At 60.4% G+C, this 20,074-nt stretch carries 17 protein-coding genes; all 17 read right to left on the reverse strand.

From position 1 onward, the window contains the following. Position 1: 1 nt before the first annotated feature. Positions 2-2,071, reverse strand: a complete 2,070-nt coding sequence (gene uvrB, locus OXH60_00490) for an excinuclease ABC subunit UvrB (GenBank protein ID MDE0710597.1) — start codon at positions 2,069-2,071, stop codon at positions 2-4. A 41-nt stretch (positions 2,072-2,112) separates the two neighbouring features. After that, positions 2,113-3,306: an aminotransferase class I/II-fold pyridoxal phosphate-dependent enzyme gene (locus tag OXH60_00495; GenBank protein MDE0710598.1), complete on the reverse strand. Its 1,194-nt coding sequence runs from the start codon at positions 3,304-3,306 to the stop codon at positions 2,113-2,115. A gap of 353 nt (positions 3,307-3,659) precedes the next feature. Then, positions 3,660-4,295, reverse strand: coding sequence for a molybdenum cofactor guanylyltransferase MobA (gene mobA / locus OXH60_00500; protein ID MDE0710599.1), 636 nt, complete (start codon positions 4,293-4,295; stop codon positions 3,660-3,662). Further along, positions 4,295-5,221 (reverse strand): formate dehydrogenase accessory sulfurtransferase FdhD, encoded by a 927-nt coding sequence (locus OXH60_00505; protein MDE0710600.1) that lies wholly within the window; start codon positions 5,219-5,221, stop codon positions 4,295-4,297. Before OXH60_00505 ends, mobA begins: the two co-directional genes overlap by 1 nt. A gap of 5 nt (positions 5,222-5,226) precedes the next feature. Then, positions 5,227-5,430: a DUF6494 family protein gene (locus OXH60_00510; protein MDE0710601.1), complete on the reverse strand. Its 204-nt coding sequence runs from the start codon at positions 5,428-5,430 to the stop codon at positions 5,227-5,229. A 297-nt stretch (positions 5,431-5,727) separates the two neighbouring features. Next, positions 5,728-6,663 carry an ion transporter gene (locus OXH60_00515; GenBank protein MDE0710602.1) on the reverse strand — a complete coding sequence of 312 codons (936 nt, stop codon included), beginning with the start codon at positions 6,661-6,663 and terminating at the stop codon, positions 5,728-5,730. Between the two features lie 254 nt (positions 6,664-6,917). Next, entirely contained in the window at positions 6,918-8,006 is a 1,089-nt protein-coding gene (locus tag OXH60_00520) for a formate dehydrogenase subunit gamma (protein ID MDE0710603.1), read from the reverse strand. Between the two features lie 6 nt (positions 8,007-8,012). After that, on the reverse strand, positions 8,013-8,210 hold the full coding sequence (locus OXH60_00525) for a hypothetical protein (protein MDE0710604.1): 198 nt from the start codon (positions 8,208-8,210) through the stop codon (positions 8,013-8,015). After that, entirely contained in the window at positions 8,180-8,770 is a 591-nt protein-coding gene (gene fdh3B / locus OXH60_00530) for a formate dehydrogenase FDH3 subunit beta (GenBank protein ID MDE0710605.1), read from the reverse strand. Before fdh3B ends, OXH60_00525 begins: the two co-directional genes overlap by 31 nt. A gap of 14 nt (positions 8,771-8,784) precedes the next feature. After that, positions 8,785-11,607 (reverse strand): formate dehydrogenase subunit alpha, encoded by a 2,823-nt coding sequence (locus OXH60_00535; protein MDE0710606.1) that lies wholly within the window; start codon positions 11,605-11,607, stop codon positions 8,785-8,787. A 777-nt stretch (positions 11,608-12,384) separates the two neighbouring features. Next, positions 12,385-13,029, reverse strand: a complete 645-nt coding sequence (locus tag OXH60_00540; protein MDE0710607.1) for a hypothetical protein — start codon at positions 13,027-13,029, stop codon at positions 12,385-12,387. Next, the gene (locus tag OXH60_00545; protein ID MDE0710608.1) at positions 13,029-13,718 is read right to left on the reverse strand and encodes a reverse transcriptase domain-containing protein; all 690 of its coding nucleotides are present in this window, start codon (positions 13,716-13,718) and stop codon (positions 13,029-13,031) included. Before OXH60_00545 ends, OXH60_00540 begins: the two co-directional genes overlap by 1 nt. 465 nt (positions 13,719-14,183) lie before the next feature. Next, positions 14,184-16,475: a molybdopterin-dependent oxidoreductase gene (locus OXH60_00550; protein ID MDE0710609.1), complete on the reverse strand. Its 2,292-nt coding sequence runs from the start codon at positions 16,473-16,475 to the stop codon at positions 14,184-14,186. 2 nt (positions 16,476-16,477) lie between these two features. After that, complete coding sequence (locus tag OXH60_00555) at positions 16,478-16,939, reverse strand: (2Fe-2S)-binding protein (protein MDE0710610.1); 462 nt, start codon at positions 16,937-16,939, stop codon at positions 16,478-16,480. Positions 16,940-17,098: 159 nt separating this feature from the next. After that, positions 17,099-18,400 carry a citrate synthase gene (gene gltA, locus OXH60_00560; protein MDE0710611.1) on the reverse strand — a complete coding sequence of 434 codons (1,302 nt, stop codon included), beginning with the start codon at positions 18,398-18,400 and terminating at the stop codon, positions 17,099-17,101. A 103-nt stretch (positions 18,401-18,503) separates the two neighbouring features. Then, entirely contained in the window at positions 18,504-18,881 is a 378-nt protein-coding gene (gene gloA, locus OXH60_00565; protein MDE0710612.1) for a lactoylglutathione lyase, read from the reverse strand. Between the two features lie 26 nt (positions 18,882-18,907). Continuing rightward, positions 18,908-20,074: a lipid-A-disaccharide synthase gene (gene lpxB, locus OXH60_00570; GenBank protein ID MDE0710613.1), complete on the reverse strand. Its 1,167-nt coding sequence runs from the start codon at positions 20,072-20,074 to the stop codon at positions 18,908-18,910.

The following is a 20,074-nucleotide window of genomic DNA, read 5'->3' on the forward strand; positions in this document are numbered from 1 at the left end:
GTCAATGACGCCTTGAACGGGCTCGGCCGGAATTCCCGACGGTCCGCCGCCGCCGTGGCGGCGATCTGGGCGCCACGCTTGGAGACAACCCCAGTTCGTTGTCCCGAAGTGCCTTCAGCTCATCGCGTACTAACGCAGCTTCTTCGAACTCAAGCGCAGCGGCGTGCTGATGCATGCGTTCTTCCAGTTCGGCTTCGTAGGCTTCCCTGTTGTGCCCGATGCGATGCGGAACTTCGGGGCTGATTTCTACCGTTACGTGATCCTGCTCATGAATGCTGCCCAATACATCAGCGATCTCCTTCCTCACCGTTTCTGCCTGAATTCCGTGAGCACGATTCCACTGCATCTGCAGTTCCCTGCGCCGGCGCGTCTCCTCCAAAGCCCCCTTGAGCGAATCAGTCTCCTGATCGGCGTACAGGACGACCCGGCCGTCTATATTCCGTGCCGCTCGTCCAATCGTTTGAATTAGGGACGTCCGAGATCGCAGGAATCCTTCCTTGTCGGCATCGAGAATGGCAACCAGCGCACATTCGGGAATGTCCAGCCCTTCTCGTAGGAGGTTGATACCGACCAGGATATCGAACACACCGCGCCGAAGGTCGCGAATAATTTCGATTCGTTCCAGCGTATCGACGTCGGAGTGCAGGTAACGAACTCGGAGGCCGGCTTCTTCCAGGTATTCGGTCAAATTCTCGGCCATGCGCTTGGTGAGGGTGGTAACGAGCACACGGCCGCCCTGCTCGGCGACGGCGCGCGCCTCCCCTAGCAGATCATCGACCTGATTGCCTGCCGGACGGACCTCACACTCCGGATCCACCAGGCCGGTTGGCCGAATCACCTGTTCGACCGCTCTGCCGCCAGTGTGCTCGAGTTCCCATGGACCGGGTGTCGCGGACACCAGCACGGTAGCGGGCCGCATTGCATCCCATTCCTCGAATTTCAGCGGACGGTTGTCAACGCACGACGGGAGCCTGAAACCGTGAGTAGCCAGCGTTGTCTTGCGGTTAAAGTCCCCTCGAAACATTCCACGCAGCTGGGGGACCGTGACGTGGCTTTCATCCACGAACAAGATCGAATTCTCCGGCAAATACTCAAACAATGTGGGTGGTGGCTCCCCGGGGCGCCGCCCCGTCAGATAGCGGGAGTAATTCTCGATGCCTGCACAACTTCCGGTTGCTGCCATCATTTCCAGGTCGAAATTGGTCCGTTCTTCCAAACGCTGACGTTCAAGCAGTTTCCCCGACCCCTCCAGTTCCGACAATCGCTCAGCAAGTTCAACCCGAATCCGCTCAATAGCTTGTGCAAGGGTCGGCTTCGGTGTGACGTAGTGGCTGTTCGCGTATATGCGCACCTCGTCCATTGTGGCGGTGCGTTCTCCGGTCAGAGGGTCGAACTCGGAAAGTCGCTCGACCGTCTCGCCGAAGAGATCAACCCGCCATGCACGGTCTTCAAGATGGGCCGGAAAGATTTCGATCGTGTCTCCTCGAGCACGGAACGTCCCCCGAACCAGGTTCATGTCGTTTCTGCGGTAATGCAATTCGACCAAGCGGGCAAGGAGCGCATTCCGTTCGACACGACCACCGGTCCTCAGTTCGATGATCATTCGCGTATAGGTTTCGAGCGGCCCTATCCCGTAAATACATGAAACGCTCGCAACAATGACGACGTGGCTTTGCTCAAAAAGAGCCCGGGTTGCCGCATGGCGCATGCGATCGATGTGTTCGTTGATCGAAGCGTCTTTTTCTATGTATGTGTCCGTTCGGGGGACATAGGCTTCGGGCTGGTAGTAGTCGTAGTACGAGACGAAGTACTCGACGGCGTTGTGGGGGAACAGCGACTTCATCTCGCCATACAGCTGTGCCGCCAAGGTCTTGTTGTGGGCAAGAATCAGTGCCGTGCGCTGCAGCTGATGAATGACGTTCGCCATCGTGAAGGTCTTGCCGGAACCGGTAACGCCCAGAAGTACTTGCTCGCGTCGACCCTGCGTTAGGCCATCAACGAGTTCCGCGATTGCCTTCGGTTGGTCTCCAGCTGGATCCACGTCCGCGATCAGCTGGAACTTGTTGGAAATCTTCGAAGTCCGCTCCGGTACCAGTTCCGCGACCTTTTGCACTAGTGGTGGCCCCATCCCTCAGCTAAAGCCAACTCGCGAATTCGTTTCATGGCCGAGCGGATCTCGTCGACGCCCGCAGCGTAGCTCAAACGGATGTAACCCTCGCCCATCGCACCGAAGCTGGTTCCAGCCACCGTCGCGATGTGCAACTCCTCCAGCAGGCGATCCTGCAATTCCAATGCCGGGATGCCAGTACCTTCGACGTTGGGCATGGCGTAGAACGCGCCCTCTGGGCGAATCATCCGCAACCCGGGAAGTGTCTTGACCTCTTCGATCAACACCTCGCGACGTTCGGCAAATGCGGTGACCATCGCGTCGACATCGTCCTGGGGACCTTCCAGCGCAGCAATTGCCGCATGCTGAGTGGCGGCGTTGGTACAACTGACTGAGTTGATGTTCAATCGTACCGCGTGCTCAACGAGCGCTTCCGGCCAAATCGCATATCCGATCCGCCAGCCTGTCATGGCGTAGGTCTTGGACCATCCATCCAGCATGATGAGACGGTCACGCAGATGAGAGTAGCGCAGCATCGATGCAAACTCGGAGCCCGGATACACGATTCGCGAATAGATCTCGTCGGAAAGAATGGCCACGTGGGGATGATCGGCGAGCCCTTCTGCTAGTCGATCGAGCACTGGAACTGGGATCACGCCTCCGGTTGGATTGGCGGGACTGTTGACAATGATCAGTCGCGTCTTCGCCGTTATCTGTCCAAGCACTTCGTCGGGATCGAATGCAAATCCGTCCGCCTCCGCTAGCGCGATCGGCACGGGTGTCGCGCCGGTAAATCGAATCGCAGATTCGTAGATGGGAAATCCCGGGTTTGGGTACATGATTTCCCGGCCGGGCGCGCCAAACATGAGAATCGCGTGCCACATGGTCACCTTGCCCCCCGGAACGATCACCACGTGGTCGGGATTCGCCTCGACTTTACGGCGGGCGGAAATGTCGGCGGCCACCGCCTCCCGAAGCGGAAGGATCCCGTTGGCTGGCGTGTACCCGTGATGCCCATCCCGCAACGCCGCGACGGCCGCTTCGACGATGTGGCCGGGAGTCCGGAAATCTGGTTGCCCGATGCCTAGATTGATGACGTCCTTACCTTGCCGTTCAAGTTCGGCTGCACGGCCGAGTACAACAAATGCGCTCTCGGTACCCAGACGCTCCATCCCGTCCATAAGTGCGAGCTTCGACACGCGCCGATCCTCCGGTTCCATCGCTTCCAATTTGCCCGGCAGTATAAGTGGGGAATTCACATTCACCGATGAGCAGATGACACCACCAAGACATCCATTGCCGGCATCACCTTGCTCGGGCATCTCATCCACCGGCGTGGTCTTGACGTCAATCGGCCCCGTACTGACCAAGCGGGATCGCCCGGCACCCGCTGGTCGTCGCCGGTGCAGCGTACGCCGTTCCACGTGGCGAGACGCGGTTGCCCGGGTGACCATCACCGTGGTCGCAACCTCGCCGTCCCCACCCCTTCGGAAGCCTGTTTGTCGACAATCCATCAAGGATCCGCGCGTCCACGGTCCGCTCGTCGAGTGTGTCAGTCCGTCATCGTTTGCGAGCCAGTTACGAACAAGTCCGCCTCTCGAAGATCTTCCACTGTATTGACGTTGAAGAACGGATCCACGGTCGTGATGTCCCACTCGACGACGGCGACGCGGAAATTCGAAGTGAACGCATCGATCTTTCTGATGCCGTCGGCCAAGGCCTGCCCAAGGTCGGCAAGAACTGAGACAGGCCAGCACGCAACGACCGGGTGCTGGCGACCACCGGAACCGGCAATCGAGATCGATGCTCCCGTCGAATTTCGAGCTTCGGCAAGACGGGTGACAAGGTTTGCCGGTAGAAACGGGGCATCGACAGGAACAGTTGTGACCAGCGCCGTAGAGCCGGCTTCGCGCGTTGACCAGGCAAGCACCGCGTGTATGCCTGCCAGAGGACCCGCACCTCCCTCGTCAGCAAAGCCGTCTGGCACAACCGGAGAATTCAGGAATTGAAACCGCTCCGGATTGCCGTTGGCATTGATCACAATTCGATCGACTTGAGGAGCCAGGCAATCGTGGGCCCGCGCGATCATGGGACGATCGCCTACGCGGACCAATCCCTTGTCACCACGACCCAGGCGCCTGCCTTGCCCGCCCGCCAGCAGGGCGCCGACGTGGACTACGGCCGACATTATTGGGGGACCGCGCCCTTTCGAATACTGGTTGGTGGATCGTCGGGCACCTTTGCTGGATCGACATCGAGAACCAGGCGTTGGATTCCTGCCAGCGCCAGAAATCGCCGGCCACGCACCCGGCCAACCAACGTCAGATTGGCCCGTTCGGCAAGCTCTACGCCCTGGGCCGTAAATCCTGATCGCGATACCAGGGCTGGGATTCCCATTTGCACCGTCTTGATGACCATCTCACTGGTTAGGCGTCCGGTCGTATAGAGCAGCATTCGCGAGGCGTCGACGCGATTGATCCACAGCCACCCGGCAATCATGTCCGCGGCGTTATGCCGACCAACATCTTCGACATACAGCAGCACCCGTTCTCCGTCGCAGAGCGCGCAGCCATGAATCGCGCCGGATTTGAGATACAGGGAGGGCTGCAGAGTGATCTTTCGACTAAGGGAATAAAGTGCGGAGGTCGGAAACCGGACATCCGGATCCAGCTCGGCTTCTTCAAAACACTCCATTACCTGCCCGAAGATTGTCCCCACCGCGCAACCGGATGTGCGGATGCGATGACGCATCATTTCTTCGTAGTCAGTCGTGCGTTCCGTTCGTACGACCACCGCTTCACCTTCTTCGTCGTATTCCACCGAGTTGATGGTGTCGTCCCTATGGAGCATCGTTTGATTCACGAGGTACCCAACGGCCAGCAGTTCAGGATGCTCACCGACGGTCATGGCCGTCACGATTTCCTGGTCATTGAGGAAGATGGTCAACGGCCGTTCGGCAACCACGAACGCCGTCACTCGCCGACCTTCGTGATCGATCCCTGAGACCTCCCGCGTCAGATTCGGATCGTCAGGGCTGGGAGCGATCAGGAACTCCCCGGACGGGTCTTGGCCAGAGCACTCCGGTAGTCCGGTCACGTGACGCTCTTTAGGCATGTGAATTACGAAGACTGGATAACGGCATTGAGTTCGAAGCGGAAATCAATTTCCGGAATATGAATTTCGGCAGTTGCCTTAAGCGGCTGTTCAGGCAGCCGCTGGGCGGTAGCGGCCGAACGAATGGCGGTCTCAATTTCACGTTGGGCGTTGACACCAAGCGTCTTCAGAAAACGGCGCAGGCTCCGATTGAGTGTTTCTTCGTCCATGTCGGTCTCCTTTCGGCCATGGTGGCGGAAGCCATCCAATACGTGCAAGATACATTTAGCTCGTCATGAACCGATTTGCTGGAGAATGCTAATGAAGGCATTTCTGGTAGCATTGTTCGCCACTGGCGCGATAGCTCTTCTCACTGCAATAACGTTGCCGAGTTGGGCGGATTGTTACGGTCAGGACGCGAGAGTCGGCACACACGTACGCCTGTAGGCACCGCCGCGCGTCTCTGCATGGGCCCGACTGGGCTGCAGGCCTGCTCTTCTAGCCGCGTATCCCCTCTCCCGCTGCAATTACTTGCGGTGCGCGTCGCGAAAATCGGCAAACTCTTTGCGCAGCGACCGCAGTTCCTGAAGCACTGTGTCCGGTTCCGCGGCCTCGTTCTCCGCTGGCATCGATGCGGCGGTACGTTCCTCCGCGTGCATGGTCTGCATCGAATCAATCACGATTGCAATGAACAGATTGAGCACCGTAAAGCTAGAAATGACGATGAAGGAAACGAATACGATCCAGGCCCATGAGTACTGTTGCAGAATCGGACGAACGATCCCCATTGACCAGCTCTCCAAGGTCATGATCTGGAAGAGGGAAAACATCGAATCGCCGACCGTGCCGAACCATCCAGGAAAGGCTGGCCCAAACAGGTTGGTGGTTATCACGGCATAGACGTAGAAGATCAGCAGCAGCAGCACTCCGATTGCGGCCACTCCTGGCACTGCGTGCAAGAGCGCACCCACCACTCTCCGTAGCCGAGGAATTGCCGAGACCACACGCAATACACGGAGCACGCGCAAGGCACGAAGCACCAACAACGAATCTGCGGCGGGAGCAAGCGTGATAGCGACAATGGTGAAGTCAAAGATCCCCCAGGGATCAAGAAAGAACCGGAGCCCGCGTGCGGCGATCCTAAGACCGATCTCGATGCAAAAGATCGTGATGACGATTCGGTCGAAGATACGGAGTTCCTCACCGACGACTGCCATCACCGACGGAGATGTTTCGAAACCCAGAGCAATCGCGTTCAGCACGATCAATGTCATCGTCGTGTAGCGGAACCCTCTGGTATCGACCAGTTCACGAACTCCGTCTCTCAGCCGAGCAATTCGGCTTCGGTTCCCGTCGGACGGGTCGGTCGCGAGATATTTTCGGAGGGATGCAGACCTGACTGAATCGATATGTCGTAACCGCCGCAGCAAATGCGATGCGCCCGAAACTTGATGAAACTTCAAAGACAAGTCTCCAATGCAACCCTTGGAACAGCCGGCATGTTCTGCCTGTTCTTCGCGTGGCATGCCTCTTCGCGACATGGCACATGACGAACGTGGCGTGGTGACAACCACGCGCCGTCCGCGACCATTCAACACGTGATGGCGATGATTCGCGCGAAGCCCGGGGTTGCGCGTGCGATCGTCAGCGCAGTGCTCTGGGTCCTCTGATCGTCAGCGAACTTCGCATCTGAAAACGCCCAAGAGTTCTGTTGTGGCTAGCCTTGGCCCTCCCTGACGGCGGATGGAACAGCGTCGTCCTCCGCCGGCGCCTCCTCGGCGCTAGCCGCCCAGAGACTGTGGTGCTGTTCAGCCCATGCTGCGTCTACACGGCCGCTTCCCATCGCCTGAAATGCCCCCTCCATGCCTATTGTACCGATGTATATGTGTGCGAACATGACCACAATCAGCCCCAACGACACCACTGAATGCCACAGTTGAGCAAGCTGCATTTCTTGCATTGACGTCAGGGTTTCCGGAAAACCGAAACCGAAGAGATTCAGAAAGGCGAAGGTCTTACCGAACATCGGAAAAGCGAACGGCAGCAACAAGGCAAGGCCGGAAAGGCTTACGGATATCCCACCCAGCACCACGATCCAGAAGATCGCCTTCTGACCGGCATTGAACCGGTCCGCGGCGGGGTGATGCCGGTCCGACAACAGGCCGCCGCCTTGCCGAAGCCATTTCAGGTCAACCCGGCTGGGAATGTTGTGCCGCACCCAGAGGACGACCATCAACGCGACGCCGAACATGAATGGGAAAGCCACGAAGTTGTGAAGGAGCTTGCCTGCCTCGGTCACGGTCGCGAATGCCTCTTTACCGATGACGGGGATAAAGAGATACCGGCCATACAACAGATTGAGGCCGGACAGGGCGAGCACAATGAAACTGGTTGCGGTCATCCAGTGGGCGAAGCGTTCAATCCCGTTGAACCGTACCACTTCCCTACGGGTCGGCTTGCCTGCCAGTGAAATGCGTCCACGCCACGCATAGAACAGGACCAACAGTACCAGCGTAGCGAACATGCCCCATGCGCCTATGACTGTAACCGGCCCGTTTCGAATCGACCGCCAAATCTCCCCTTCCGACTGTATGAGAACCCCGGCTTGAGAATCCGGAATCGACACTCGGCCAGCGGTACCAGTGCGGACGTCTCGCCATCCGTCGGACTTGCTGCTTTGTTCGACGACGGCATGAGAATCGCCGATCACGACCGCAGCGCCCATGATGGCGGCCCCGTAACCAGCCGCGGTCAAGCCGACAATTACGCCGACCGCCGTCAGGAAGGAGCGCAGCTGCTGCGACATCACCACTCAGAACCGCTGGTATTCGGCACGGCGTCCTAACGCCTCTCGGGTTTCAGCACTCAGCTGCTGGTCAGGCGCGCCGGCGTAGGTTCCCTTGCCGGTGTCCAGTCGACGGCCCTGCTCGCTTTCCCTGCAACCGACAAGGGCCACCAAGACAATGAAGCAGAGCGAGCTCAGGTATCGGAACCGTATGCCGTGTTCCATCCCCAAACTCCGCCTCCGAAACCGCGCGCCGTAACCCGCTCCCGGTAAATGTCCGATACGGCGTCTGCGTCACCCGCCAACAGCGCCTTGGTCGAACACATCTCGGCGCAAAGAGGAAGCTTTCCTTCGGCCAGGCGATTTCTGCCGTATAGCGCAAATTCTTCCTCGGACCCGTCCTCCTCGGGGCCTCCGGCGCAGAATGTGCACTTGTCCATCTTGCCGCGCCCACCAAAGTTACCTGCCTGCGGATACTGCGGGGCCCCGAACGGACAAGCGTAGAAGCAGTAACCGCAGCCAATGCACAGGTCCTTGTCATGCAGTACCACGCCCTCATCGGTCTGGTAAAAGCAATCGACCGGACATACCGCCATGCAGGGTGCGTCGGAACAGTGCATGCAGGCTGTCGAAATCGACCGCTCGCCCGGCTGCCCGTCATTGATCGTGACCACTCGCCGGCGATTTACTCCCCAAGGTACCTCGTGCTCGTTCTTGCACGCTGTGACGCAGGCGTTGCACTCAATGCAGCGATCAGCATCACAAAGGAACTTCATGCGGGCCATTGTTGAAGTCCTCCTCAGGCCGCTGTGATGCGGCAGAGCGTAACCTTGCTCTCCTGCATCTGGGTCACGGAATCGTAGCCGTAAGTACCGATGGTGTTTGACGATTCTCCGAGCACGTACGGGTCAGCGCCTTCAGGGTACCGGTGACGGAGATCTTGCCCCATGAACCGGCCACCGAAGTGAAACGGCATAAATGCCACCCCTGGATCGACCCGGCGGGTTACCAGCGCCTTGACAAGCACGCGCCCTCCTTCCGGTCCCTCAACCCAGATGTCGTCACCATCCTGGAAGCCGGCGTTATTCGCGTCGCGCGGATGAACTTCGCAGAACATCTCCTGCTGCAATTCGGCCAGCCATGGGTTTGACCGGCTCTCGTCGCCGCCCCCTTCATATTCCACGAGCCGCCCCGTCGTGAGGATGATGGGATAGTCCTTGGAGTAGTCCCGCTGCTGAATCGATCGATAAAGTACCGGGACTCGGTATCCGCGCGTGTCCTCGTAAGTGGGGTAGTCGGACACAAGATCACGGCGCGTCGTGTAGAGCGGTTCACGGTGAAGCGGGACCGGGTCCGGGAAATTCCAGACAACCGCCCGGGCTTTCGCGTTTCCGAACGGAGCGCATCCGTGACGTATGGCCACCCGCTGAATCCCGCCGGAGAGATCCGTCTTCCAATTGGTCTTGTCTCCGGCAATTGACTCGATTACAGCCCGTTCCTCCTCTGTCAGGTCTCCGTCCCAACCAAGCCGCTTCAGCATCGCCATTGTGAACTCGGGATACCCGTCTTCGATTTCGGAATCCTTGCTGAATGAACCGTCTGCCAGAAGATTCTCACCATCCCTTAAAACACCGAAACGCGCTCGAAAGGTCAGCCCGCCGTCGGCGACGGCCTGTGAGGTGTCGTAGAGGATGGGAGTTCCCGGGTGAGCCAGCTGCTCGTTGCCCCAGCAGGGCCAGGGAAGCCCGTAATACTCGCCGTCACAGGGGCCACCCTCCGCCTTGAGCGTGGTGCGGTCAAAGGTGCCCATATTGGCCATGTGCTTGCGCAGACGTTCGGGCGTTTGACCGGTGTACCCGATCGTCCACATGCCACGATTGAACTCTCGCGTGATGTCCTCGATGACCGGTTCGTGGTCTCGAACTTCGATGTTGCGGAATAGCGGCCCGTCTATTTCGAGTTGCTTCGCGAGCCGGTAAATGATCTCGTGATCGGGCTTCGATTCAAACAGTGGCTCGACAACTCGTTCGCGCCACTGCAGTGAGCGGTTCGACGCCGTGACGGAGCCGTAGGTCTCGAACTGTGTCGCCGCAGGAAGCAGGTATACGCCGTCCTGGCGTTCGTGCAGCACAGCGGTCAACGTGGGATACGGATCCACCACGACCAGCAGGTCAAGCTTGTTCATTGCCCGACGCATGTCCGGGAGACGTGTCTGGGAATTCGGCGCGTGCCCCCAGAAGATCATGGCCTTGAGGGTTTCGGGCTGATCCAGGTTCTCCTTGTCCTCGAGAACGCCGTCCACCCACCTGGATACCGGGATTCCCTTCGATTGCATCAATTCCGACGAAGAGAAGCGCGTGGCCAGGGTCTCGTACGATACCCCCCAAACCCGGGCCCAATGCTTCCATGCGCCTTCCGAGAGCCCGTAATAGCCTGGCAGCGTGTGGCTCAGCACCCCGAGGTCGGTAGCGCCCTGGACATTGTCATGACCGCGGAAAATATTCGTCCCGCCTCCGGCCTTACCCATATTTCCCAAGGCCAACTGGAGGATGCAGTACGCGCGGGTATTGTTGTTCCCGGTGGTGTGCTGGGTCCCTCCCATGCACCAGATGACCGTACCGGGTCGATTCTCTGCCATCGTCTTGGTGATTTGGCGAACCTGCTCACCCGGAACACCGGTGACACGCTCGGTTTCCGCCGGTGTCCATCGGGCGACTTCCTCGCGGATCTGGTCGAGTCCCCACACCCGCGACTGGATGAAGGACTCGTCCTCCCAACCGTTTTCGAACAAGTGCCACAGCATGCCCCAGACCAGGGCCACGTCCGAGCCCGGACGGATGCGGACATACTCGTCAGCGTGCGCGGCAGTACGCGTGAAGCGCGGGTCGACCACGATGAATGGCGCGCCTTTTTCCTTGGCCTTCAGCAAATGCACCATGGAGACCGGATGCGCTTCGGCCGGATTTCCTCCGATCAAGAAAATGGACTTGGAATTGTGGATATCGTTGTAACTATTCGTCATTGCGCCGTAGCCCCAAGTATTGGCCACGCCCGCAACTGTGGTCGAATGACAGATACGCGCTTGATGATCGACGTTATTGGTGCCCCAGAATGCTGCGAACTTGCGGAAGAGGTAGGCCTGTTCGTTATTGTGCTTAGCTGATCCGAGCCAGTACACCGAATCCGGCCCCGCTGTTGTTCGGATCCGTTCAAGTTCCGCGCCAACTTCTTCGATCGCCCGGTCCCAATCGAGCCGCTCCCAGCGACCGCCAACCAACTTCATCGGGTATCTGAGACGGCGTTCTCCGTGGGCGTGCTCCCTTACTGACGCCCCTTTCGCGCAATGCGCTCCGAGGTTGAACGGGCTGTCGAAACTGGGTTCTTGACCAATCCAGACCCCGTTCTGCACTTCTGCGGTAACCGCGCACCCGACTGAACAATGCGTGCATACGGACAACACGTTTTCAATGCCGTCGCTTCCGGTGAGCGCCGTATCCGCGGCTTCAACCCGCCCTCCCGGCACGAGTCCTGCGAGCGCGGAGCCAGCGGCAACGACGCCCGAATTGCGAAGAAAGGCCCGGCGGTCAAGCGCGGTGCCGGCGATGGATGATCGAGAAGACATCAGGACACCTGCAATAAGCTTGAAGAAAACCGCTAGAAGCGCGCCAGCCGGTACACCGTGCGGACGTGCTCGGTTTCACGGTAGCGTGCGTGCGATCTGGAGGGCTTTGACGAGGCGGGGGCGGTTGATGGGCGGCGTATGGCCAATGCTGCCGCCCCGGTGACACCTGCTGCGGCGAAGAGCTTGCGGCGACTTAGGCCGCGACGGCGGGACTTGCGCTGAGAATCGGTCGAATCTTGTGGCATACGCTCCTCCTTCGTTTACCACCCCAGAAGCATAGCGGTACCTGATCGCAATTGCTCGGCCAAATTTGAAATCGGTGTTCGGCGGGGAGTCGAGGAGAAAACAATGCCATGGCCCGGGGTTTGCCGGAGCTTCGATGGTGGCAAGACGGCACATCGCACCGCCGGAGGGGTATCTGTGACCATCATCCGTTGGAGCACTTGCGCGGGCGTCCGCGAGGTTGGAGTTGGAATCAAGACGCGGCCGCGCCAACTCCGACCTGGAACGGGCTGATCGCGTGCTTCCTGGATAGACCGGGCGCTCGAACCTGCATCCTGAAGAGAAGCTGAAGGCACTACCTCGGTGATGGCGCTCGGTAACCTTCAAGCGCCCTCCGATTGCAGCCATGGGGCAAGCTTCTGTGACCCCCCGTCAGTTTACGGACAGCTGGCGAACGGTCCTGCCATGTGCGCAATCGGGATAGGGGGGAGCCTCGCGGCTCCACCCCTCCCACACCACCGTGCGTACGGGTCCGTACACGGCGGTTCGACGGATTTAAGCCGTGGCCGGTCCCGCCACGGAGGCGAGTCCGAGCCGGTCGAAGAAGTTATTGGGGAGCGCGTAGGAGAGCGCGGGGCTGTTGCCGAGCCGCCATGGACCGTGAGCACTGCCGGCGGTGTTCGCCGCCAGCTGCTTGCCCACGCCAAGACGGTGTAGCGCCGCAAAGCGGGTACGCCCGCGCTTCCATTGCCGCCAGACGATGGCACGGAGCCTTCGTCTGACCCATTGGTCGAGGCGACGCAGCACCGAGGGCGTCTCGCAGAAGCCGAAGTAGCCCCGCCACCCGGCGAGGTAGCGGGACAGCTCCATGACGAGATGGGCGAGGCTGACGCTCTTCGTGCAGCGCGTCAGTTCCCGGACCCTGGCCTTGAACCGGGCGAGCGCTTGCGGCGCGATCCGCCGCCTGGGCGCCTGCCCGACCGTCAAGCTGAAGCCCAGGAAGGCCCGTGCCACCGGACGATCCACCGCGCTCTTGCCTGCGTTCACCGTCAGCTTCAGCCGCCGGGCAAGGAAGCCGGTCACGCTCGCCATGACCCGCTCGCCCGCCCGCCGGGACCGCACATAGATGTTGCAGTCATCGGCGTAACGAACGAAGCGGTGGCCACGCTTCTCCAGTTCCTGGTCCAGGACGTCAAGCATCAGATTCGACAGCAAGGGTGAGAGCGTGTCAGTGCCGGATGAAAACTCCCCGATAGCGCCGAAGTAAAAGTCCCCAGTCGGCCGGCCACCAGCCCCATCAGGATGTCGTGATTGACCCGGTCGAAGAACTTCTCCAGATCGAGGTCGACCACGATGCCGAAGCCCGCGCGGATGTGCTCCTGTGCGCGCCCGATCGCCTGATGGGCCGAGCGTCCGGGCCGGAACCCGTAGCTCGCGTCCGAGAAGCTTCCGTCCCAGTCCTCCTGCAGCACCTGCATCACTGCCTGCTGGATGAAGCGGTCGAGCACCGTCGGCACACCCAGCGGGCGAACCCCGCCCGAGGCCTTCGGGATCTCCACCCACCGCACCGGCTGCGGTTCGTAGGTGCCATCGAGGAGCCGGGACCTGATCTCGGGCCAGTGGCTTCTCAGGTGAGCGCCCAGATCGCCGGTCGTCATGCCGTCGACACCGGGCGCCCCCCGGTTGCGCCGGACACGCGCCAGCGCCTTCTTCAGATTGCCGGGCTGGAGGACCGCCGCCATCGACGGTCCCGGTCCGGCGGCCGGGCGTTCGGGGTCGGCACGCGCCATGCGGGCTTCGGTCCCTTGGCTCCCGGCGCTCCGGGCTTCACCCTTCGCCACCGGCTCCAAGGCCAGTTCCAACTGGATCTTCTGCCGCCTGGTCCGCATGAGCGCACCGTCCTCATGACCCTGTCCATCGTTCAGGCCTTCGTCGGCAAGCCGACTACTATGCCGTCTGCTGACTTCCGCGCTGCGATCGCGACCCTTGCGGGAACGCTCAGTCCGGGACGTGCCGGACGCGGCGCGGACCTCCCGAGGTAAGACCAGCCGCCTTCGCCACACACCCGCCGGATTTACCACCCCGGGCCTTGATGGCTATGGACTTCGCGGTCATTTGCCCGCTCGTCCGCCCGGGTAGGCCTCGTATCCGGTTCTTGTCCATCGGGGCGCGGCTTTGCTCCGCGCTTCCTTCAAACCCTGCCTTACAACAGCGCCCTTGCGCTTCGCTAATCCTTCACCGCCATCAGGTTGGATAGAGGACTTGCACTTCCAAGCTGTTGGTCATGCTCGGCACACCAAAAAAAGGGCGGCGGTCGGATGACCGCCGCCCAAGCGTTGTTTAGGGAATAGGTATCAGGCTTCTTGCATCGCCGCCTTGACCTTCTCCGCAGTGATCGGCCACGAACGTACGCGTGCGCCCACCGCTGCTTGGATGGCGTTGGCAATCGCGGGCCCGACAACCGTCACGACGGGCTCGCCCGTCCCGGCCGGGTAGTGGCCGTTCTGGATGATGCTGACGTCGATTTCAGGCACCTGGTTGATCCGCATCGGCGTCCAGGTGTCGAAGTTCGACTGTTCGATCGAACCGTCCTTCATCGTGATGTTCTCGTAGAGAACCCTCGATGTCCCGTAGATTGCGGAACCCTGGATCTGCGCCAGCACACCGTCCGGATTGACGGCGGTGCCCACGTCCATCGCGATGGAAAGCTTCCTTACGGTCGGCTCTCCGGATTCGGGGTCAACGTGCACCTCAGCGACGCACGCCGTCCACGTCGGGGAGCCACGCTCCTGCGACGTAACGCTGGCAATTCCCTGACCCGTGTTGGCGGGGAGAGGCTTCACGCCGTAACCCGCGCGTCCCGCAGCAACCAGCAGTGCGTTGCGCAGACGCTCCGAGCCACCCACCGTGTTCGGCGGGGTACCGACGTTCTTGCCCACAGCCTTCAGAAGCGAAGTCCGGAACTCGAGCGGGTCGCGTCCGACTGCGTGCGCGGCTTCGTCGAGGAACGACTCAACAGCCCACATCGTCCAGGTCGGTGCAACTGCACGGAGCTGTCCCGGAGGGGTCGCGCTCTGACCAACAATGTTCTCAATGGAACGTACGTACTGGTTCGGAACGTTGTACCAGTGGTCCGATCCGTTCGTGGAGAACGGGTCGATCTTGCCCTTCTTGTCTACTGATTCCGCCAAGAAGCCCGGAGCCTGCCGCTTGGTCGCCCAAGCCGAGCAGACAGTGTGAACCATCGTGTCCAGATCACCGGCGACGTTCACCCCACCTTTCACGGTCTGGTAGGTGAGCGACTGGTGGAAGTCGAACATCACGTCCTGCTCGCGGGTGAACACGAGCTTGACGGGACGCCCGGCTGCCTTGGCCGCCAGGGCCGCTGGAATCATCGCATCCGGCTCAAGCCGCCGTCCGAAGCCAGTACCTGCGTACTGCTGGTGGTGGACCACATTGGCCGGTTCCACACCGAGTGCTTCAGCCGTCATAGCCGTGCATCGGGTGGACCACTGGCACGCCGTGAAGAGGTGCCAGACCCCGTCCTGCTCCATGGCCACGCAGTTCATCGGCTCCATCATGCCGTGGTAGCCGAGGCTCGTTTCGTACTCGGCCTCGACGACGGTCGCGGCATTGCTCATGCCTGCGTCCGTGTCGCCGTCGATTACCCAGGCAAACCCTTCGCCGTCGGCAGTTGCCTTCTTGGCGTAGCCAAGAATGTCTGCAGTGCTGACGTTGGCGTTCGGACCGAGATCCCAATCGACGGAAACGGCATCGGCGGCCTTTTCGGCTGCCCAGATCGTCTCGGCGAGCACGATCGCGTAGCCGCGCTGGACTCCGGTCGGATCCTCGATGATTTCGGTTCCGATGTATCCATCGATGCCGCTAGCGGCCGAGTCGTCGACCGAGTTCGGCATCGCACCCCAGCGGGTGGGCCAGGTGACGATCCGACCGTACGCCATGTTCGGAACGAACACGTCGATGCCGTACCGGGCGGTGCCGTCGATCTTTGCCGGAATGTCGAGAGCCGGAACCGACGTGCCGACGAGTTTGTACTCGCCAAACTTCTTCAGTTCGATGGCTTTCATTTCATCTTCGCTGAAGGTCCGGTCGATCGGGCCCGCGCTGATGATTTCGGAATAGGTCGTCGACTGACCGGTGCCCGTGTGAGTGACGGTGCTGTTTGCAGCGGAACACTCGCTGGCCGGCACGCCAAGCATGTTGGCACCAGCCTCCACGAGAGCCATCCGCGCGGCCGCACCGATCCGCGAGTTGCGGTCGAACGTCCAGTTCACCGACCACGAACCGCCAGTGATCATCAGACCCCACTTTTCGTGGCTGTCTGGGTAGTCAATGCGGACGTCGTTCCAGTCGATTTCCAACTCTTCGGCAACTGCCTGCGCCAATGCGGTGCCGACGTGCTGCCCCATTTCCGTCTTGGTGATGTGGACAGTCGCGATCCCGCTGGGCTCCATGGTCAGGAACAAGCTGGGCTCGAAATTGCCAGCCGCCAGGGCCTCGCGGGCACCGCCGGTCAAGTGTGGCAGGACTGAGTAGCCGACCACCAATCCAGTGCCGGCAACAGCGGAGCCGACCAGAATGTCGCGGCGCGTTGCGCCACCCAAGTCTTTCATGTGCTTGGTCATGGTCAGGCCTCCTGCATCATCTGGGCAGCCCGACGGACACCCTGCTTGATCCGAGCGTACGTTGAGCAGCGGCAGATGTTGCCTTGCATGGCATCGAGAATCTCTGCATCACTCGGGCTGGAGTTGGACTCAAGGAACGCAGCGGCATTCATCATCTGCCCGGACTGGCAGTACCCGCACTGGGGAATCTGCAACTCCAGCCACGCCTTCTGCACCGGATGCTGACCCTTCGGGTCGAGGCCTTCAATCGTAGTGATCGTCGCACCTTCGGCGTCCGACAACTGCAGCTGGCAGGACCGCACTGCTTCACCATTAAGGTGAACAGTACAGGCCCCACAGAGGCCAATGCCGCATCCAAACTTCGTGCCGGTTAGACGCAGACCTTCGCGAATGACCCACAGCAGTTTGGTGTCCCCCGGTGCATCGACGACGTGCGACACGCCGTTGATGTTAAGAACAGCCATAATCCCTCCTCAGGAATACAAAGGGGAACCGCCGACGACACAGATTCGCCAAAGCGGCGAAGCTGCAAGCGAGCAACGACAGACCCCGGTTTCGTCCATTGTAGTTTGGGGCGCCAAATTGGGCAAGCTGGCAAAGGCGAATTTGGCTGTAACAGCGCGTCAACTGCGGTCCTCAATTGGAACAAACGGACGTTCCGATACGCCGGTATACAGCTGGCGCGGACGTCCGATCCGCTGAGCGGGATCTTCGATCATCTCGTTCCACTGGGCGACCCATCCGACGGTGCGGGCGACTGCAAACAGTACGGTGAACAAACTGGGCGGAAAACCAATGGCTTGTAGCGTAATCCCAGAATAAAAGTCGACATTAGGATACAGCTTCTTCTCAACGAAGTAGTCGTCCTCCAAGGCAATGCGCTCCAACTCCCTGGCAAGCCGAAACATTGGCTCGTTCTCTTTTCCCAAGGCGCCGAGGACTTCGTGAGCGGTCGACTGCATGACGCGCGCCCGAGGATCGTAGTTTTTGTAGACACGGTGCCCGAAGCCCATCAAGCGAAACGGGTCGGCGGAGTCACGCGCGCGGTCAATAAACGACTTCACCCGCGAAACGTCACCGATTTCCTGGAGCATGCTGATCACCGCCTCGTTGGCGCCACCGTGCGCAGGCCCCCATAGCGACGCAATCCCCGCGGCCACACATGCAAACGGGTTGGCACCGGACGAGCCCGCGAGCCGTACCGTGGAAGTCGAGGCGTTCTGCTCATGATCGGCGTGGAGGATGAGAATTCGATTCATCGCCCGCGCCAACACGTCGTCGATGACGTACTCCTCGGCTGGCACCGCAAACATCATGTGCAAGAAATTCTCCGCGTAATCGAGGTCATTGCGCGGATAGATAAAGGGCTGGCCGATCGAATACTTGTAGGCCATCGTGGCAATCGTCGGGATTTTTGCGATCAATCGGTGCGAAGCGACCATCCGCTGGTGAGGGTCGGTAATGTCCGTACTGTCGTGATAGAAGGCTGATAACGCTCCGACAACGCCGCACAAGATCGCCATGGCATGGGCATCGCGTCGAAAACCCCGAAACAGATATGTCAGCTGCTCGTGCAGCATGGTATGCCGACTAATCGTGTAGGCAAAGTCCTCGTTACTGGCCGGGTCAGGCAATTCACCTCGTAAAAGAAGGTAAGCCACTTCCAGGAAATCGCAGTGCTGAGCCAGATCCTCGATGCGATAGCCGCGGTGCAGCAGTATTCCGCGTTCACCATCAATGAACGTGATTTTAGATTCACAAGAACCGGTCGAGGTGTAGCCCGGGTCGTACGTAAACACACCGGCACTGCCATAGAGGGAACGCACATCGACCACATCGGGCCCGATCGTTCCCGATAGTTCCGGCAACTGAAGACTTCGGCCGTCACTAAGTGTCAGTTGCGCCGTCCGTCGTTCCGTATCCATGGCCATGTGTCTCTCTCTCACGTCCAGGCGATTAGCAATCCAGGATCAAGCAGTACCGTACCTAGGCCCCCAGACGGGGGCAAATGAACGACCGTGCAGCCGCTCACCGTTCAATCAATTCGATCTTGTAACCATCTGGATCTTCGACGAATGCGATCACCGTACTGCCGTGCTGCATGGGGCCGGGCGGGCGCGGGATGCGAACTCCGTCAGCCTCGAGGCGCTCGCATGTCCCGTAGATGTCCGGGACACCGAGAGCGATGTGCCCCCACGCGTCGCCCTGGGCGTAGTCTTCTTCTTGGTCCCAGTTGTGGGTGAGTTCTAGGACCGTGTGGTCTTCCTCGGGGCCGTAGCCCACAAACGCAAGCGTGAAGCGGCCGCCCGGGAAGTCCTTGCGTCGGAGCACCTGCATGCCCAAGGCACCGGTGTAAAAGGCCAGCGAGCGTTCAAGGTCGCGGACACGGATCATCGTGTGAAGCATGCGAAAGGTGTCTGGACGGGCTGCTGTCAACGGTTTTCCCCCTTCTGTGGATCCGGCTGGGGATCAAGCGTAGCAAGGATTGCCCGGGCTGCACGCTGGCTGGGTGGCAGGTCGCCATTCCGGAGATCCTCGATGGCAGCTGACGTGATTTCGATTTGCCGCGCCCGCGCCTTTGGGTTTTGCAGGAGCGAGTCAACCGCGCGCGCCAGTCGATCCGGGCGGCAGGACCGCTGGAGAAACTCCGGGATCGCCTCGACATCCCGCATCACATTGATGAGATTCGCGTACTTGATGGTCGCCATCCGCTGGACAATCTCCCAGGTGACAGGAGCCATTCGGTAGGCGACCACCATGGCCGTCTGACAACGCGCGAGTTCGAGGGTCACGCTTCCTGACGCTGCCAAGGCGACATCGGCAGCCGCATACCAACGCCGCTTGTCGGAGTCCCCGTCGACAAGGATGGCGGGCAAGCCGGAAAACTCGGATTCGATTTGTCGCTTCCGCCCCGGAGCCACGCCGACAACAATCCGAAGATCATGTCGGCGCTGCAGGAGGATTCGAACGCAGCTTGCGAAACGTGGCGCCAGCCGTTGCACCTCCCCTGCCCGACTTCCCGGTAGGACCAGAAGAACCGGTGCGTCAGCGCTGATCCCCCACCCTTGGCGAAAGTCGGGAGACAGGGTGGGAATGGGCGTTTCCACGACCGGGTGTCCGACAAACGTTGCCGGCAGCCCTTCTTGTTCGAAGTAGGGAGGTTCGAAGGGGAACAAGGTCAGCATTCGATCTAGGAAGCGGGCAACCTTCCGAGCTCGTCCGGGTTTCCACGCCCATACCGTCGGAGCGACGTAGTGGATGAGGGGAATCCCTGCCCCACGAAGCCGCGCACCCAACCGGAAGTTGAAGCCGGGTGCATCGATGGTCACCACGGCATCGGGTCGAAGCGCACGTACCTGTGCTTCCACGCTGCGCAGCCGGCGGAGAACACGTGGCACACGCGGCAGGACTTCCGCAATTCCCACTAGGGCGATTTCATCGGCCGGAAACAACGGCGACAAGCCGGCAGCCTCCATCTTGGGTCCACCGACCCCGTTTAGACGAAGCGCTCCTGCCGTCTCTGCCGTCAGGGCTTGAATCAGGCGTGCTCCGAGCTCGTCTCCCGAAGCCTCACCGGCAACCAGATATACGTGCGGCAC

Source organism: Rhodospirillales bacterium (assembly GCA_028824295.1).
Taxonomy (GTDB): domain Bacteria; phylum Pseudomonadota; class Alphaproteobacteria; order TMED109; family TMED109; genus VXPW01.

Bases quoted from the DNA above. Each gene is read 5' to 3' on its own strand.
- gloA (MDE0710612.1), bottom strand. From the start codon at position 18,881: ATGCTTCACACGATGATCCGTGTCCGCGACCTTGAACGCTCGCTGGCC.
- OXH60_00550 (MDE0710609.1), bottom strand. From the start codon at position 16,475: ATGACCAAGCACATGAAAGACTTGGGTGGCGCAACGCGCCGCGACATT.
- OXH60_00505 (MDE0710600.1), bottom strand. From the start codon at position 5,221: ATGCCTAAAGAGCGTCACGTGACCGGACTACCGGAGTGCTCTGGCCAA.
- gltA (MDE0710611.1), bottom strand. From the start codon at position 18,400: ATGGATACGGAACGACGGACGGCGCAACTGACACTTAGTGACGGCCGA.
- fdh3B (MDE0710605.1), bottom strand. From the start codon at position 8,770: ATGGCCCGCATGAAGTTCCTTTGTGATGCTGATCGCTGCATTGAGTGC.
- OXH60_00510 (MDE0710601.1), bottom strand. From the start codon at position 5,430: ATGGACGAAGAAACACTCAATCGGAGCCTGCGCCGTTTTCTGAAGACG.
- OXH60_00545 (MDE0710608.1), bottom strand. From the start codon at position 13,718: ATGCGGACCAGGCGGCAGAAGATCCAGTTGGAACTGGCCTTGGAGCCG.
- OXH60_00525 (MDE0710604.1), bottom strand. From the start codon at position 8,210: ATGGAACACGGCATACGGTTCCGATACCTGAGCTCGCTCTGCTTCATT.
- mobA (MDE0710599.1), bottom strand. From the start codon at position 4,295: ATGTCGGCCGTAGTCCACGTCGGCGCCCTGCTGGCGGGCGGGCAAGGC.
- OXH60_00535 (MDE0710606.1), bottom strand. From the start codon at position 11,607: ATGTCTTCTCGATCATCCATCGCCGGCACCGCGCTTGACCGCCGGGCC.
- OXH60_00540 (MDE0710607.1), bottom strand. From the start codon at position 13,029: ATGCTTGACGTCCTGGACCAGGAACTGGAGAAGCGTGGCCACCGCTTC.
- OXH60_00555 (MDE0710610.1), bottom strand. From the start codon at position 16,939: ATGGCTGTTCTTAACATCAACGGCGTGTCGCACGTCGTCGATGCACCG.
- OXH60_00520 (MDE0710603.1), bottom strand. From the start codon at position 8,006: ATGTCGCAGCAGCTGCGCTCCTTCCTGACGGCGGTCGGCGTAATTGTC.